This window comes from Pedobacter gandavensis (assembly GCF_032677645.1).
In the GTDB taxonomy this organism is placed as follows: Bacteria; Bacteroidota; Bacteroidia; order Sphingobacteriales; family Sphingobacteriaceae; genus Pedobacter; species Pedobacter gandavensis_A.
The window spans coordinates 240,486-257,464 of the sequence record NZ_JAVTSB010000001.1; the positions used below are offsets into that span (position 1 = coordinate 240,486).

General features: G+C 43.2%; 15 protein-coding genes and 2 tRNA genes. 5 read left to right on the forward strand and 12 right to left on the reverse strand.

Annotation, left to right across the window (positions count from 1 at the left end; all coding sequences use genetic code 11):
- Window positions 1-53: 53 nt before the first annotated feature.
- The 5 genes from R2Q66_RS00955 to R2Q66_RS00975 form a co-directional block, all read right to left on the reverse strand.
- Window positions 54-1,259, reverse strand: a complete 1,206-nt coding sequence (locus tag R2Q66_RS00955; protein WP_316745975.1) for an efflux RND transporter periplasmic adaptor subunit — start codon at window positions 1,257-1,259, stop codon at window positions 54-56.
- Window positions 1,260-1,268: 9 nt separating this feature from the next.
- The gene (locus R2Q66_RS00960; protein WP_316745976.1) at window positions 1,269-4,445 is read right to left on the reverse strand and encodes an efflux RND transporter permease subunit; all 3,177 of its coding nucleotides are present in this window, start codon (window positions 4,443-4,445) and stop codon (window positions 1,269-1,271) included.
- Between the two features lie 6 nt (window positions 4,446-4,451).
- Window positions 4,452-5,843: a TolC family protein gene (locus R2Q66_RS00965; protein WP_316745978.1), complete on the reverse strand. Its 1,392-nt coding sequence runs from the start codon at window positions 5,841-5,843 to the stop codon at window positions 4,452-4,454.
- A gap of 79 nt (window positions 5,844-5,922) precedes the next feature.
- Window positions 5,923-6,360, reverse strand: a complete 438-nt coding sequence (locus R2Q66_RS00970) for a hypothetical protein (RefSeq protein WP_316745980.1) — start codon at window positions 6,358-6,360, stop codon at window positions 5,923-5,925.
- Between the two features lie 39 nt (window positions 6,361-6,399).
- The gene (locus R2Q66_RS00975) at window positions 6,400-6,852 is read right to left on the reverse strand and encodes a DsrE family protein (protein ID WP_316745981.1); all 453 of its coding nucleotides are present in this window, start codon (window positions 6,850-6,852) and stop codon (window positions 6,400-6,402) included.
- A gap of 174 nt (window positions 6,853-7,026) precedes the next feature.
- Between R2Q66_RS00975 and R2Q66_RS00980 the strand changes: the two genes are divergently transcribed.
- On the forward strand, window positions 7,027-8,007 hold the full coding sequence (locus R2Q66_RS00980; protein WP_316745983.1) for a hypothetical protein: 981 nt from the start codon (window positions 7,027-7,029) through the stop codon (window positions 8,005-8,007).
- A gap of 127 nt (window positions 8,008-8,134) precedes the next feature.
- Here R2Q66_RS00980 and R2Q66_RS00985 read toward each other — a convergent pair whose 3' ends face one another.
- The 4 genes from R2Q66_RS00985 to R2Q66_RS01000 all read right to left on the reverse strand — a co-directional run bounded on the left by R2Q66_RS00985 (window position 8,135) and on the right by R2Q66_RS01000 (window position 11,056).
- A complete protein-coding gene (locus R2Q66_RS00985) occupies window positions 8,135-9,142 on the reverse strand; it encodes an LLM class flavin-dependent oxidoreductase (protein WP_316745984.1) in 1,008 nt (335 codons plus the stop codon).
- Window positions 9,143-9,229: 87 nt separating this feature from the next.
- Window positions 9,230-10,261 carry a LacI family DNA-binding transcriptional regulator gene (locus R2Q66_RS00990; RefSeq protein ID WP_316745985.1) on the reverse strand — a complete coding sequence of 344 codons (1,032 nt, stop codon included), beginning with the start codon at window positions 10,259-10,261 and terminating at the stop codon, window positions 9,230-9,232.
- A gap of 144 nt (window positions 10,262-10,405) precedes the next feature.
- A tRNA-Phe gene (locus R2Q66_RS00995) sits at window positions 10,406-10,478 on the reverse strand.
- A gap of 505 nt (window positions 10,479-10,983) precedes the next feature.
- A tRNA-Phe gene (locus R2Q66_RS01000) sits at window positions 10,984-11,056 on the reverse strand.
- Window positions 11,057-11,232: 176 nt separating this feature from the next.
- On the opposite strand from R2Q66_RS01000, the gene R2Q66_RS01005 reads away from it, so the two are divergent.
- From R2Q66_RS01005 to R2Q66_RS01015, 3 genes are read left to right on the forward strand one after another with little or no spacing between them, the layout of a single operon-like run.
- A complete protein-coding gene (locus tag R2Q66_RS01005; RefSeq protein WP_316745986.1) occupies window positions 11,233-12,528 on the forward strand; it encodes a 4Fe-4S dicluster domain-containing protein in 1,296 nt (431 codons plus the stop codon).
- Between the two features lie 30 nt (window positions 12,529-12,558).
- Window positions 12,559-13,359 carry a (Fe-S)-binding protein gene (locus R2Q66_RS01010; protein WP_316745987.1) on the forward strand — a complete coding sequence of 267 codons (801 nt, stop codon included), beginning with the start codon at window positions 12,559-12,561 and terminating at the stop codon, window positions 13,357-13,359.
- Window positions 13,349-14,146 carry an MBL fold metallo-hydrolase gene (locus R2Q66_RS01015; RefSeq protein WP_316745989.1) on the forward strand — a complete coding sequence of 266 codons (798 nt, stop codon included), beginning with the start codon at window positions 13,349-13,351 and terminating at the stop codon, window positions 14,144-14,146. The genes R2Q66_RS01010 and R2Q66_RS01015 overlap by 11 nt, the downstream gene beginning before the upstream one ends.
- Here R2Q66_RS01015 and R2Q66_RS01020 read toward each other — a convergent pair.
- A complete protein-coding gene (locus R2Q66_RS01020) occupies window positions 14,112-14,597 on the reverse strand; it encodes a hypothetical protein (protein ID WP_316745991.1) in 486 nt (161 codons plus the stop codon). The two genes, R2Q66_RS01015 and R2Q66_RS01020, sit on opposite strands and share 35 nt — an antisense overlap.
- A gap of 48 nt (window positions 14,598-14,645) precedes the next feature.
- Between R2Q66_RS01020 and R2Q66_RS01025 the strand changes: the two genes are divergently transcribed.
- Window positions 14,646-15,125, forward strand: coding sequence for an ABC transporter ATPase (locus R2Q66_RS01025; protein ID WP_316745993.1), 480 nt, complete (start codon window positions 14,646-14,648; stop codon window positions 15,123-15,125).
- A 56-nt stretch (window positions 15,126-15,181) separates the two neighbouring features.
- Here R2Q66_RS01025 and R2Q66_RS01030 read toward each other — a convergent pair whose 3' ends face one another.
- Entirely contained in the window at window positions 15,182-16,210 is a 1,029-nt protein-coding gene (locus tag R2Q66_RS01030; protein WP_316745995.1) for an isoaspartyl peptidase/L-asparaginase, read from the reverse strand.
- 39 nt (window positions 16,211-16,249) lie between these two features.
- Window positions 16,250-16,972, reverse strand: coding sequence for a monofunctional biosynthetic peptidoglycan transglycosylase (gene mtgA, locus R2Q66_RS01035; protein ID WP_316745998.1), 723 nt, complete (start codon window positions 16,970-16,972; stop codon window positions 16,250-16,252).
- Window positions 16,973-16,979: the final 7 nt, after the last annotated feature.

Here is a 16,979-nt window from a genome sequence, read left to right on the forward strand (position 1 = left end):
ATCAATTAAATCGTGGGTTTCCCCACGATTTAATGAAATATTTAAACAAAAACTCAAGGTTTCTCTCCTTCTTTCAGTTCTTCGCTACCTTTTTTAAAGATCTGATCTTTGATGTTTAAGTCGCCAAAAACTTCCACTAATGCGCCTTTACGCGTGCCTACCATGACCGGAACTCTTTTCACCAACTGGTCTTCCAGTTTCAGGACAAACACTCCTGATTGTGCCTGTACCACTGCCGAAGCCGGTAACCAGAACGTAGCTTCCGGCCTGCGCATGTCCAGATTTACCTGTGCATACTCGCCGCCACCCAGTTGTCCGTCTTTGTTGGCCACATCAAATTCTGCCGTCACCGACCTCAGTTTTTGCTGTAAAAAAGCCGCGTTTCTGGATAAGGAAGCATGGAACACCTTGCCTGGCAAAGCACTCACCGTAAAAGTAGCTTTGGTGTCTTTAGAAATCGCGCGACTGTGTTTCTCCGGAATCGCGATTGTTAACCTGAGGCGGTCATTCTGAACAATCGAGAACAAAGGTGTGGTACTATTCTCCCCTACCAAGGCACCCACAGATACGTTTTTATCCATTACGGTACCGTCAAAAGGGGCTCTTAAGTTTAGATATTGCTGCAACTGATCAGAGATGCGGGTATTAGATTTGATTGCCGCATAGGCTGCACTATCGCTTCTGAGCTTACTAAAGGCTTTATCCAATTCAATAGCTGCCACTGCACCGGATTTGCCTGCCGCTTTCTTTAAACGGTCGTAACTCTGGCGACTGTACAAATAATCTTCATAAGATTTTCGTTCATCAGATTTAGCCGATTGGTAACGCTGGGCGATTTCCGGTGCTTCCAGCACCGCCAGTAACTGCCCTTTTTTCACCTTTGTACCACGGTCTACGAAGATTTTCTTCACAAAGCCTTTTACTTTTGGATACACCAACACCTCTTCGTAAGGTTTCAGTTCTCCCGGTAGCGAAAGCTGATAAACCGGTTGTTCTAAAACAGGTTTTACAAAACCTGTTTCTGCTTCCTTACCTGCATCAGCACCTTTTCCAGTACCATCAGTACTCCCTGTAGCGGGACCATTTCCTGTGCCATCAGCTTTACCTGCGGAATCACCTCCCTGATCAGCGCCTGATTTTTCAGTGCCGGCCTTCCCCTCTGTGTTCTCCTTTGATTGTCCGGTAGAACAGGCTGTTAATGCCATAGGGATGCACAACAACAGGGTATATTTATAGTTTTTTAAAGAAATACTTTTCATGATTGAGAATTATAAAGAAGAAGTTAATACGTTTTTATTCATTGGATCATCAGGATCAAGGCTGAGACTATCTGTGCTTTTATTTTTCATAACCAGTACAAAAAGCTGCGGTAAAACCAGCAATGCAGTACAGGTAGATAAGATTAAGCCACCGATTACAGCTTGTCCCAGCGGGGCAATCTGCTCGCCACCTTCTCCCATACCAATCGCCATAGGCACCATTCCGGCAATCATCGCCATCGTGGTCATAATGATCGGGCGTAAACGCGAAGATGCAGCCAATATTGCAGCCTGTCTTACGGTCATGCCGTGTTTAAGCCGGTTTACTTCTGCCTGGTTGATCATCAGTACCGCATTAGATACAGATACCCCAACCGACATAATAATCCCCATATAAGATTGAAGATTCAGCGTACTTCCCGAAGCCAGCAACATCAGCAAACTACCACCAATCACCGCTGGAACCACCGCCAGGATCAATCCCGACAAAGCGAAAGACTGATAATAAGCGGTTAACATCAGGAAGATCACCACAATTGCGACTGCCAATCCGGTTTGTAATCCAGATAAAGTTTCCTCCAATAATGGCATCATCCCTTCTGAACTCACAATCACTCCTCTTGGCGCGTCTCCTACCTTCTTTAAAACGTCGGCTACTGCTTTAGAGGCAGCTCCTAAATCTGCATCATGCATATTCGCCAACACAGTCACATACCTGTTTGGCCCCTCACGGTTCACTTGTGCGGGTAATTTCACCATCTCCAATGTGGCCACATCTTCCAGTACCGGACGCGGTTGTCCAGATTTAAGCGGCAAAGAACGCAGCTTATCTAAAGATTCCATATCAGGTTCCGGCACCTGCACCTGCACCTGGAATACCAAACCCGACTTCGGATCTACCCAAAGATTTTTATTGGTAAACCTGGTCGAGGAAGTCGCCATAGTCAATGCTTTACTCACATCATCCATGCTCAGACCAAACTGCGCAGCCAATTCCCGGTTTACTTTAACCTGTACACTCGGGTAATTTAGCGGTTCCGCAATCCGTACATCTCTTAAGAAAGGAATAGTTTTCAATTCTTTCTCAATCTTCCGCGCATATTTCTCTGCCCCTTTGACTTGTCCGGCAGCTACTTTAATCTGCACAGGATTCATCGCCCCCTGGCTCATAATTTTCTCCACCAACTCCATCGGCTCGAAACTGATGCGAAGCTCCGGCAGTTGTTTACTCACTTCTGTTCTAATCTGTTCTTTCAATCCGGCAATCGCCTTGTCATAGATCTTTTGATCCACTGACAATTGCAATACAGCTTCATGAGAAGCACTGGTGAAGAGGAAAATCGGGTTAATAGCCATCGCAGAAGGCTGCATTCCCACAAATGCGGAGCTGATTTTAACGGAACCTTCGGGCATCTGTGCCTTCACGATATTCGTCAGTTTTGCCAGATAATCTTCGGTAATCTCCAGTCTGCTCCCTTCCGGAGCCAGCATACGGATCTGAATATCCCCGCTATTACTAGCCGGCATAATGTCCGTACCAATCTGTTTACCGGAAATTCCAATCATCACTAAAACCAGCAAAGCGTACACCCCAATCACCAGAACCATCCGCTGCTGTCCGCCACGAATCAAGATCAGGTAACGGCGCTTAAACTTTTCAAATCTTGTCAGTTTCTTTCGGTGGAGGCTGATCTTATGGTGTTGAAAAAGCTCCGGCTTCATCAACCAGTTTGCCAGAATAGGCACAAAAGTCTGCGAAGCGATAAAGGAAGCAATCATCGCAAAAGCAACGGCCAGCGACAATGGCATAAACATATCCCTTGGAATTCCCGTCATCATAAAAGAAGGGATCAATACCGCCAGGATACAGAAAAGGATTAAGATTTTAGGAATAGAAATCTCTAATAAAGCATCCAGAATGGCCCTTTGCCTGGGCTTCTCCATTTCAAAATGCTGGTGTATATTTTCTATGGTTACCGTGGCTTCATCCACCAGAATTCCGATGGCCAGGGCCAGTCCACTCAGCGTCATTACATTGATGGTCTGCCCAAACATATAGAGCATAATCACTGCCGAAAGGATCGCAATCGGGATCGTCAGTACCACAATCAAGGCACCTCTGGAATCTCCAAGAAACAGGAACACCATTAATCCGGTCAATATCGCTCCTAAAACCCCTTCATGAATCAGGTTTTCTAAAGAGCGTTCGATATAACCCGATTGGTCAAATACATATTTCACATCTACATCTTCCGGTAATGCTGCTTTCAGTTTAGGGATAGAAGCTTTTAGGTTTTCTACCACTTTAATCGTAGAAGCATCCGCTTTTTTAATGACAGGAAGGTAAACGGAGCGCTTGCCATTAATGACTGCATAGCCCGTGGTTACATCTGCCGCATCCTCTACACTACCGATATCTTTCACAAATACGTTCGTGCCTGAGCCTGTTCTAATCGGAATATTTAAAAACTCTTCCGGTCCGGTAGCCATGGTATTTGAAGGACTCATCAGGTTCTGATCCCCGATTCTTATATTTCCGGCAGGTGCAGGAAAGTTATTCTTTGCAATGGCCATCGTCACCTCTTCTGCGGATAAACCGTAAGAAAGCATGAGCTCCGGATTTACTTTAACCACCATCGTACGCGCATTTCCACCAAAAGGTGCTGGTGCGGTTACGCCTGGAATGGTCACAAACATCGGTCTGATTTTAGTTAGTGCCAGCGTCTGCAACTCGGTAATAGAGCGCTGCGTACTTTCGAACACCAATTGTCCGATGGGCAGTGAACTACCATCAAAGCGGACCACCTGCGGAGGTACTGCCCCTGGCGGTAAGAAACCCATGGCCCTGGCCACCTGCGCGGCAAGCTCTCCTGATGCCTGGGCCATATCCGTTCCCGGATAAAAAGTCAGCTTCATCAGGGTAAATCCCTGCACACTTTTAAAGTCAATTCCTTTTACTCCGGATACAAAAATGAGGACCTTTTGAAACTCATTGGCCATAAAGCCGTCCATGTAAGCAGGAGTTAATCCGCCATAAGGCATGGCGATATAAATCACCGGCAACTCCACCTTTGGAAAAATATCTACATTGATATTCTTGATGGCAGTAAAGGAAAAATAGGCAATCGCCAGTACGGCGACCATTATTGTTAAAGGTTTTTTTAGCGCAAACCTGATCATATTCATAGTGTCTTATTTAAGTTGGTTGAACAGAAAACTGTAATCACCGCTCAGTTCTGCTTTCGTGTTGAGCTGAGTCCATAGCTCCTGATGAACTTCGATATTGCTTTTCTCTACCTGCTGTAGTAAAGATTGAATTTGCAGGAGATCCGTCAGGTTAATTAAGCCGGCCTCATACCTCGACAAATAAAGATCATAGGCATCCGTGGTTTTATGAACTGCCGATTCTGTTTTCGCCACCTGCTTCACCTGTGCCTGTATCCTGGAAGACAGGGCTTGAAGACTGGTATTCATTTGAAGTTTCTGTAGCTGATACCTGGATTGTGCAGCATCAATTTGCTTTTGAGCACGTTTCTTTTCTACCGAACCGGTATAAAGGCCGGTTAGGTTCCAGCTTAATCCAACACCAACCAGGTAGTTTTGCGCTCCGTTATTAAAGCCGGAAGCATAGTTATTTTGAACTGTCCCGTCAGCATTAATTCCGGTGCCACGTGCAGAATATCCTGCCAGCAAGGAAATCGAAGGCAATTGTTTCTTGCCAATCACCTCTTTTTGCAACTGCTGAACCATAAGTTGTTTGTCCAGGGTTTGCAGAAAAGGATGCGTTGCAACAACAGAATCTGTACTTTCTAAGGTAAATACCTTCCCCATATACTGTTGAAGCGGCACAATCTGCTCGCCAACCAAGGTAGGGGCAAGTTCTTTGATGTTTACTTGTCCGGCCTGATACTTGCCGTTCCAATCTTCCTGTTGTGCCTGAGCCTGCAAAAAAGCCGCAGCAGCCAATGCGGTATCCGCACCAGGCTTTAATCCAGCCTCTGCCAGACTCACCGACAAGTCCAGAATTTCCTTGACACGAACCGCATTTTTATCTGCCCAGTCCCTACCAGAACTGGTATACAGCAGATCCAGATAACGGCGGGTGGTTTTAGCACGAAGCGATAGTTTGGAAGCATCGTAATTACTTTGTGCCTCCTGAACTTCATAACCCGCAGCTTCAATTTGCTTCTGCTGCTTGCCAAACTGGGAGATTTTCCAGTCCATCAGCACAGAACCAAAGCTATTCATGGTAGTCGTGCCGGCTCCCTGCTGACCGTTTCCGCCTGTTCCACTCACATTAAATACGCCTGGAACGGGAAAGAAAGCACCACTAGTACCTTCAAAGGTGCCTAAGGAGTTTTGTAATTGTAATTGAACCGTTGGGATTGCGGCATTGCGCAATTCCTTTTTCCGGTATTCGGATTCCCCAATCTTTGCCTGCTTTTCAGCTAGCGATGGGTATTGATCCGCTGTCAATTCCCACAATCGGGAAAGAGAAAGTTCTTTATGCGCTTGCGAATATCCGCTGATACTGGTTAGCATCAGCAACATACCCGTCAAATAAAGAGGGGTCTTCTTCATCATCAGTAATTAAAATTTGTAGAAATAGAGTAATTGGGCGTAGCTCAGTTTGAGTTACACCTGCCAGATGAACAGCGGGATTCTATAGGAGTAAAAGCCTGTTTTTGAGGAACAGGGGAACCGGAGAACCGGAAGGAACCAAGCCTGAAGGTACTCTTGAAAGTTTGTCTTTCTTAAGAGACAATACGGACAACAGGAAGGCTGGTAACAGAAAAAATAACATCAGGGCCGATGACGACTTCTGGATCATGCTCTGCTTGAAAATGGTTTTCCCATCTTCGGAAGGTAAAGCCACCGCACAAGAAAAAGCGACATCTGTGCTCAGTACATCTCTTGAAGACAAGATTTTATTGAGCTTCAACACCGTATGACTAACGGGGCTAACTTCCGTAAAAAAAGATTGAAGGCCTTTTCTCACAGCACACGCAGAAAGTAGAAAACAGCCCATCAGGACAAATAGCAGCAAAGACTTACCTTTGCCGGCATTTTGATCGATTATGGGTTTTATTAATTTATGCATGTGCTGCAAACATAGCCTTTTTTAGGCTTAGAAAAAAAGTTAAGGGTGAACAATTGCCCAGCCTTCTGCCTGACGGATGATAATCTCGCCATTACCGGAAGGCACGAAACTGATGAAGTCAAACAGCTCAGATTTTTCGATTTTGCGCTCTCTTAGTGTATTCTCACATTGTGCTAATACCACTCCTTTAGCTTGCAAAGCCTTTAATGTGGCTTCATAACTGTTGTTTTTATTGTAAACCGCTACGCCATCACCAAACACAATCAGCTCCACCTCTAATTTACCTTTCAGACGGGGATCTTCCAATGCATTTTTTATGTTACGTAAACAGCCATTTATCCTTTTTTCTTCTCCATTATTTAAAACATACAAGGCTTTATAATGCTTTTTTGTCGCTTTTGCACCCGTAAAAACCGGGCTTTCCTGTGCCATTACAGGACTAAAAAACGCGCTACATACAAATAGGGACAGGATCAGAAGGAGATTTCTCATGTTAAATTTGGTTAAGTATTTAGAATCGCAATATATGTTTTTTAATGGCCCCGATCAAAATCCAGAGCGAAGGAGATTTTATATCTTTGACCTGTTAGACACAAAACCAACGGACCTGTGACACCTAAAATGCCATCCCCCAGAAGTACCTACCCCCTAATACACGAACCTGATATGCCAGCAAAAAGACTCAGCAGCCCTTCTATTTTACTTCTTTTCTCCTGCTTTCTGCTGTTCTTCATTTCCTGCAGCAACAAAGACCAACAGGATAAACATCCGGAGATAAAATACTTTCCTGAATTTAATGCTTCAAATGCCAATATACAATTGAAACAGCTCAGTAAAGAAGGCGAAGATGTGCGGCGGGTCTATGTTTCCAGAGATAAAAAACGATTGATTCTGATTGTAAAACCAGCCCAAAATACTGTGCTAAATAACTATCATTTCAGAGTTTATGATGAGCAGCTTAACCTGATTAAAGAAATCACAGCGCCAGAATTAGATGGCTTATTTGGTCAGGATGACCAGGAAAATATTTATGCCGGTAAAGGCTATTTTGAATACGGTACTTTTCAATACCGACCAATCCAGCAGTTGCTGGTTACTGACAAGCCTGAGGATCAGACAAAGGTTCAGCCCAACACGCCATCCATTCCTCAACCAGAAAAAAACAATAATTACCTCATTCAGGATATGAAAACCTTTGAGCAGATGAATCAGATAGGCGATACCCTGCTTAGTTTCCAGCGAAAAGACCATAAAGGAAGCTTTTATTTCCTCAAAAAATCTGGAAAGACCTATCAGTTTTTTTTCAAAGACTGCTCCTATTGTGAAGGTAAATTCAACGCTGCAGAATCTATCTCAGAATATAGTGCCGCCGACAATGGCTCTGATCAGGTACTCAAACCTTCAGAAAAAACCCTACGCGGATGGATTCAAAAAGAACCCCTATTCTACTACCAGCTAAAACTAAATAACGGAACGGTCGACTTTAAAATCAGCTATCCAAATGAAAATCTGGCCCCGCAAATTAAAAAAATAGATTTCGCCGGACAGCCTTTACTCCTTTATCAGTTACCTGGAAAAGCATTTTCTACGCTTTACTTTTTCAGCGGAAACCCGACTCAAAAGAGGATAGGCCAGGACAAAGCATAGGAGGATTTTAATGCTCTCCTTCGAAGGGAGCATTAAAATAGTCCAGTCTGGAGTGGTTCCTACCTCTTTTGAGGAAGGGTGTTAACAGGCCTCTTGAGGATCGCGGTAACCAGTCCTTATTCCCGAATTAAATCCCTTTAAACACTTCTGAAAGCAATTTATAAGAAGTCAATCTTGCCTGGTGATAATAAATATGAGAAGTTGCCATAATCTCGTCAACCTGGGTCTGATCCAGAAACTGCTGAAGATCATGAGCAATCGTCTCTTTAGTCCCGGTAAAAGTACAAGCCAGCATCTGACCAGCCTGTTCCTCTTCGTATTCCGTCCAAACCTCATCCATACTATCAACAGGAGGTTGTAAAAGCATACGTTTACCCGTTACAATCCCTCTGAACAGCTGGTATAAAGAAGTGGCAATCTTATTCGCTTCTGCATCAGTATCCGCAGCCACCACATTGACGCAAGCCAATACGTAAGGTGCTTTTAAAGTATCCGAAGGTTTAAAGTTTTGTCTGTAAATCTGAATGGCTGCCATAAACTGTGCAGGTGCAAAATGACTTGCAAAAGCATAAGGTAAGCCCAGAGCGGCGGCTAAACGCGCACTATCTGTACTGGAACCAAGAATCCATATCGGAATATCTAAACCTTCACCAGGAATGGCCCTGACACTACTATGGCAGTTTTCCGCAGAAAAATACGCCTGAAGTTTTAGTACATCCTGAGGAAAGCTATTGGCAGCATTCATTCTTTCGCCACGAATCGCCATTGCAGTTACCTGATCAGTACCTGGTGCTCTTCCTAATCCGAGGTCAATTCTTCCCGGGTATAAAGATTCAAGCGTACCAAACTGTTCTGCAATCACTAATGGGGAATGGTTAGGTAGCATAATCCCACCCGAACCCACTCTAATCGTCTTAGTTGCACCGGCAATATGTCCGATCACGACAGAAGTGGCAGAACTTGCTACACTAATCATGTTGTGATGTTCGGCTAACCAGTAGCGGTTATAGCCCCAGCTTTCCGCATGTTGCGCAAGGTCTGCACTATTTTTAAAAGTATCAGCAGGAGTTTTCCCCTCTATAACAGTAGCCAGATCCAATACTGAATATGGAATGGAAGTCAGTTCTTTCTTCATGTGAGTTAAATAATCACAAAAGTACGACCAAATTACGTCCAATGTCAGCCGTCCTGTGTGTTATGACTTTCAATTCACAAGTCGGGATTAAGCCTGAACTTTTGCGAGCGTAGAGCCCCTTTCTATAAGATTTGAGGAAATCTGCAATTTCGTTGCGGAGACCATATCCTGTGGATTTCCTTTGATCTGCGACAATAAAAGATCAATCCCATATTTGGCAATTTGATAGACCGGCTGTTGAATGGTGGTGATTCCAGGGGGATAAAGACTGAAGATTTCCGTATCATCGAAACTGATCAAGGCCAGGTCCTCAGGAATCTGCAAGCCCAGCTCTTTAATGCTGATGAGGCCCATTACACCCAGATAATTGGTCGTAAACAGAATCGCGTCCATGGTTGGGTGTGCGGCTATAAACGTTTTAATTTGCTGAATCCCCTCTTGTTTATCCGCCAGATAAGGGACTTTAAATATTAATTTCTGGTCTTCTTTGATTCCATTTCTTCTCAATGCGCCCTGATAACCCATTAAGCGTTCATCCAATTGCACCAAATTCAGGTCTGAGGTTACAAAACCTATGTTTCTATAGCCCCCGGCAATAAAACAGCTTACTGCTTTATCGACACTGTTGTAATTATCAACCAATACATGAGGGATGTTCAGCTCAGGGAAATAGCCATCCACCAGCACCACAGGCTTTCCCTGGTCAATAAGCTTCTGTACCTCTTCTTCCAGCCCTTTTAAAGGAGTAATGATATAGCCATCTACCAGTTGTTGGGTCAGCATCCGAATCACATCCTTGCCCTTCTGAACATTATTGTCTGTGCTGCAATAAATAATCCGGTAGCCGGATTTCTCGGCTTCCGCTTCAATGACCTTACTCATTTCAGCGAAAAAAGGACCTCCGATATTTTCTACCACCAAACCGATCACTTTAGACACACCGGTTCGCAAACCAATAGCCATCCGATTGGGTTCATAGCCGATCTCTTTGGCTGTATCCAGAATTTTCTTGCTGATCTCTTTACTGATATGCCCTTTGCCGTTTAAAACAAAGGAAACCGTAGTAATGGAAGTGTTAGTCAGTTTTGCGATGTCTTTAATAGAAACCTTTTTGCTCATCGTATTTTTCATTAAAACCCCTGGTAATTTTCATCATGAGACATTTCTATGGATGAACAGCATGATAAACGTTAAGGCTATGATAAATAACGTGAAAAAATCTATAAAACAAGAAAGCTCCAGATTTCTCTGAAGCTTTTGAAGTGGTGTGGGCCGGGATCGAACCGGCGACACAAGGATTTTCAGTCCTTTGCTCTACCGACTGAGCTACCGCACCTTTTTTAAAATCTTGTCCCGTTGTTTGGGATTGCAAATGTAGGGTCTTTTTTTGAAAAACAAAATATTTTTTGAAAATACTTAACAAAGTATAGGCGTTAGATTAAAAAAATGAGCCTAACCATTTATAAACTAGCGGAATCCGTTGGAAAATATTTTTTCAAAAAAAAATAGAATAAATACTGATGTACCTCTAATCTTTCCTGATACATGAATTCGATCTGTGTTCTACCTGTACTCGGGATGCGCTTAGGATTTCTCCATATTTGCAAGGTCCTTACACCATCGTTGAAAGGACCATTAGACCTATCAAGGACCTATCAACCATTAACCAACCACCTATCAAGGATTAAGAAAACTGAAGGACATCCCGAGCGCATGTCGAGCTCATCCCGAGGAAAGGCTGACTCATGATTGCGATTTTTGAGTATCCTGAAATAGCAGAACCTGGAATAGGAAAAGCTTAGAAAACAAGAAAGCTCCAGATTTCTCTGAAGCTTTTGAAGTGGTGTGGGCCGGGATCGAACCGGCGACACAAGGATTTTCAGTCCTTTGCTCTACCGACTGAGCTACCGCACCTTTTAAAAATCTTGTCCCTTATTTGGGATTGCAAATGTAGCAACATTTTTTGTAAATCAAATATAAATCTTCTTTTTTTATTTAAAAATAAAATTAACCTTGTTTTTATGCTTGCATAGTAATTTGTTTTACGGGATTTCTTTTAACTTAGCAACACTATAATCAGAATCAGAAAAATGGTGTTACAAATCCTATTTATAGCAATTACGCTGGCAGCAATAGCCTTGTTCAGTTATAATTTAAAGAAAGTTATCCGCAACATCCGTATCGGAAAAGCGGCCGACCGAACTGATCAACCTCAAAAAAGGTTCATGACGATGGTCAAAGTAGCGCTCGGACAAACGAAAATGTTTTTCCGTCCGGTTCCTGCATTACTGCATTTAGTGGTTTACGCAGGCTTTATCATCATCAATATCGAAGTATTAGAGATTATGATCGATGGTGTTTTCGGTACACACCGGATTTTTGGCGGCCTCGGCCCTATCTACAACTTCTTAATTGGTTCTTTCGAAATTCTGGCTTTAGGCGTGTGGCTGGGCTGTGCGGTATTCCTGATCCGAAGGAATGTACTTAAATTAAAAAGGTTCAGTGGCGTCGAAATGACTACCTGGCCTAAATCTGATGCCAACTACATCCTGATCACCGAGATCTTACTGATGACTGCCTTCTTACTGATGAACGCAGCAGATGCAAAATTACAGGCCATGGGTGCCTCACACTATACCGTAGCCGGATCTTTTCCGGTGAGTCAATTCCTGTCTAACCTCTTACCAAATTCAGAAGGAGCCCTTATTGCGATAGAAAGAGGCTGCTGGTGGTTCCACATCATCGGTATTTTAGCCTTCCTGAACTACCTGCCCTACTCGAAACATTTCCATATCCTGTTTGCCTTTCCAAATACTTATTTCTCCAATCTGGAGCCTAAGGGAGAATTTACCAATATGCAGAGTGTAACCAATGAGGTAAAAGCGATGCTTGATCCTTCATTTACACCTCCGGAAGCAGAAGCTGGTAAATTTGGCGCTAAAGATGTGAACGACCTGAGCTGGGTGAACCTGATGAATGCCTACACCTGTACTGAGTGTGGCAGATGTACCTCGGTATGTCCGGCAAACATCACTGGAAAGCTATTGTCTCCAAGAAAAATCATGATGGATACCCGCGACCGTTTAGAGGAAGTAGGGAAAAACATTGATAAAATCGGAAACGGATTTGATGATGGAAAGTCATTAATAGACTCTTACATCAGCAGAGAAGAAATATGGGCTTGTACCAGCTGTAATGCCTGTACACAAGCTTGTCCAATCAACATTGACCCCTTGTCTATCATTACCGAACTGAGAAGATATGCAGTGATGGAAGAGTCGCAGGCTCCGGCCAGTATCAATGCGATGCTGGGTAACATTGAGAATAATGGCGCCCCATGGAAGTACTCTCCGGCCGACAGGTTGAACTGGGCAAAAGAAAGTTAATCAAAATATTAAATCTGATATCGAGCTAAGATGAGCGAGCAACTAAATTTTGAGGTGCCTACAATGGCACAAATGATAGCGAGAGGCGAAGAACCGGAAATCCTTTTTTGGGTAGGTTGTGCCGGTAGTTATGATGAAAGAGCACAAAAAACCACTCGTGATATATGTAAAATCCTACATCATGTAGGTATCAAATATGCCGTTCTCGGAACGGAAGAAAGTTGTACCGGAGATCCGGCAAAACGTGCAGGAAATGAATTCCTGTTCCAGATGCAGGCCATGACCAATATTGAGGTCCTGAATGGCTACAACATTAAAAAGATTGTAACCGGATGCCCGCATTGCTTCAATACCATTAAAAACGAATATCCGGGATTAGGTGGCAGTTATGAAGTGATTCACCATACTCAATTGATACAGGATCTGATCAACGATGGAAAACTCAAAGCAGAAGGCGGAGAGAGTTTCAAAGGTAAAAAGATCACTTACCATGATCCCTGCTATTTAGGTCGCGGAAACGACGTTTATGAGGCTCCACGTAAAGCATTAGAGGTGCTTGATGCACAGTTGGTAGAGATGAAACGCTGTAAATCTAATGGATTATGCTGCGGTGCCGGTGGCGCACAGATGTTCAAAGAGCCTGAAAAAGGAAATAAAGACATCAATATCGAAAGAATTGAAGAAGCTTTAGAAACCCAGCCACAGGTAATTGCGGCTTCTTGTCCTTTCTGCATGACCATGCTTAGTGATGGTGTGAAAATGAAAGATCAGGAGAAAAATGTACAGGTGTTAGACATTGCAGAAATTACGGCCAGAGCGAATGGCTTATAATCAACTTTCTATTGCCTCTTTAAATTCGGGTAGTAACGGCAATTGCTATTATGTGGGCAATGATGAGGATGCCATCCTTGTGGATGCCGGACTATCCTGTCGCGAGACTGAAAAGAGAATGTCAAGATTAGGTTTGAGTATGGATAAGGTGCGGGCGATTTTTATTTCTCATGAACATACAGACCACATCAAAGGACTGTCTGTGCTTTCTAAAAAGTTCAATTTACCGGTGTACATTACCAATGGTACTTTAAACGGCTGCAAGTTTGATCTTAGATCTGATTTAATCCGGGCATTACCAGCGCATCAGGCGATTATGGTGGGAAACCTGTCGATCACTGGTTTCCCTAAAATACATGACGCTTCGGAACCTTATAGCTTTATGGTTTCCTATGGGGAGACTAATATTGGTGTCTTTACGGATCTGGGAGCTGTTTGCGAACAGCTGACGCATTATTTTAAGCAGTGTCATGCTGCTTTCCTGGAAGCTAATTACGACGATGATTTGCTGAGTAAAAGCGCTTATCCTTATTTCCTAAAGCAAAGAATCAGCGGAGGAAGAGGTCACTTGTCTAACAAGCTGGCATTGGAACTCTTTACAGCACATAAACCCGCTTTTATGAGTCACTTGCTCCTTTCTCACCTTTCCAAAGACAACAACTGTCCGGATCTGGTGGCCAACCTGTTTAAGGAACATGCCGGGGAGACAGAAATCATTGTGGCTTCCAGATATGTAGAAACCGAGGTATATACTATTTCTGAACCTGTAGCTGCTGGTTCATTTTAATCAGCCTTCCAGAGAGTTCAGACAAATCTTTTGCTTCAATTTTTTTGGTAGGGATCACCATAAAAGAAGCCATGCTATCTACATCTCCATCCTTTTTATCATTATACGTTTGCACGATGACATCCTCACCTTTGGTGAGGAAAAACAACCGTCCCGTAGTATCTGTCCCCGCATAGTCTAAACCTTTAAACTTCATCAGGTTAAAGGAGAAATACTCTACTTTTCCGTTGGAAAAAAAACGCTTGTAACGGCAGAACCCACTGTTGGTAACATTAAGTTCGTAACGCTCGACTTCATGATTTTCTGCAGTATGGTCGTAGAGTTCAGTCAGCCTTTTCTGAAGATAAACAAGTTCCTCATCCAGAAAGGATTGCACCTTGAAAGCCATAAAAATCAGGCATGACAATACCCAGAGGCATATTTTCAAGTTTAATGTAAACTTTTTCATCATGATCACGTTTTAGAGAAATCAATTTAAATAAATTACTAAATTTGAAGTATGTCTTTTTCTCCACAATCAAAAGTTTGGGTATACCAAAGCAACCGTGCATTTACGGAAACTGAAGCCAATGCCATTCAGCAAAAACTGAATGATTTTACGGCACAATGGAAAGCGCATGGCCATCAGTTAGCTGCCAAAGCATCCATACTTTACAACTTCTTTATTGTCATTACAGTAGATGAAGCCAGTGCAGGCGCAACGGGGTGTTCTATTGACGCTTCCGTAAGGGTAATCAAAGAAATTGAACAGGAATATGGAGTTGATCTTTTCAACAGGTTCAATATGGCCTATATGATCGACGGACAGATCATTGTGACCAATAAAGAAGATTTTGAAACCCTGGTGAGTATTAAAAAAGTAACTCCGGAGACGATTGTTTTCAACAATATGGTACAGACGCTGGAAGAATTCCAAACGAAATGGGAAGTTCCTTTTGAACAAAGCTGGCATAGCAAAGTGTTTGCACACTTGCTATAACCAACTCCTAATATGATATTTTATAAAAACCATCCATTAAATAACGGGTGGTTTTTTTATTTATAGATGAGTACTTCGATTTTTCCATCTGCAGTAACGGTACCACGGTACATGCCTGCGGTATTGAAGGGCATAGCAACATGTCCTTGCTGATCCATCGCAATTAAACCACCGTCACCACCCATTTTACCAACCTTTTCTATGGCGGCTTTTGAGGCTTCGGCTACGGTCATCTTTTTATATTCCATCATGGCAGAAATATCATAAGCAACTACATTTCTGATGTAAAACTCTCCCCAGCCGGTGCATGAAATTCCTGCGGTTGCATTGTTTGCATAAGTACCAGCACCTATAATCGGAGCGTCTCCTACCCTGCCGTATTTTTTATTGGTCATGCCACCAGTAGAGGTTCCTGCTGCCAGATTTCCGGCTTTATCTAAGGCTACGGCACCAACGGTACCGAATTTATAGTCTCTATTGAGAGTGCCTAATTTCTCTGTTTTCTTACTACCATGGTCTAGTACTGTTTTCACAGAATCTTGTTGAATCGCTTTTTGCAGACCGTCCCAACGTTCCTGAGTAAAGAAATATTTAGGATCTACAATTTCCAGTTTCGCTTGTTTCGCGAAAGCTTCGGCACCTGGCCCTACCATCATGACATGCTCAGATTTCTCCATCACAGCCCTTGCCGCGCTGATCGGGTTTTTAATTACCGTTACCCCGGCAACAGCACCGGCCATCAATGTTTTACCATCCATTATGGCGGCATCCATTTCATTCCTGCCGTCATGGGTAAACACAGCGCCTTTTCCTGCATTGAATAAGGGTGAGTCTTCCATCACATGGATGGCTGCTTCTACGGCATCCAGACTCGATTTACCCGATTTAATGGCTTCATAACCGGCCTGTAGTGATTTGGTTAAACCGGCCACATAAGCAGCTTCCTTTTCAGGAGTCATGTTCTTTTTCAGGATGGTTCCGGCACCGCCATGAATCACCATCACATATTTCTGTTGTCCGTAAACTGTACTGCAAAAAAAGAGCAGTAATCCAGACAGAAGGTAGTTTATTTTAAATCTCATCATCTTATTAACGTTTTTAATGGCAGATTAGCCTGGTAATTATTAAAAATCAAGCGGACCTAACCTGCGCATGTTTTTCATGATCAGGTATTGTCTATGGCGAATATAAGGCGTTGCATGTTTAGGAGACCAGCGGATTGGATTGGGGAAGCAAGCTGCGATTAATGCGGCCTGGGCTCTGCTCAACTTCCGGCAGGACTTTCCGTAGTAAGCCTGTGAGGCAGCTTCTGCGCCATAAATCCCGTCCCCCATCTCTATTACGTTGAGATAAACTTCCAGAATCCGCTCTTTACTCCAGAAAATTTCAATAAGCAAAGTGAAGTAAGCTTCAAAACCTTTACGAATCCAGGAACGGCCAGGCCATAGGAATACATTTTTAGCGGTTTGCTGGGAAATGGTACTTCCTCCTTTGATCTTTTTACCTTTCTGATTACCAGCAAAAGCTTTTTCTATGGCTTTGACATCAAAACCGATATGTTTCAGGAAAAGCTGATCTTCGGCAGATACCGCAGCTCTTTTCATATTGTCGGAAATCTCGTCAAAGGGCACCCATTTCTTCTCCATTTTATAAGGTTTACCGTCGGCTTTACGCTCGATATTCCTTTGGATCATCAATAAGGTGATTGGCGGATTCACAAAACGGTAAAACAGCACCCACAGTACAGAGACCATCAAAAACCAAAGGAATACCTTGGTGACGATGCTGGTTATCTTTTTAAATAAAGGGCTTTTAGTGCTTCGAGGATTGCGTTTCTTGGTTGCCATTATCCAA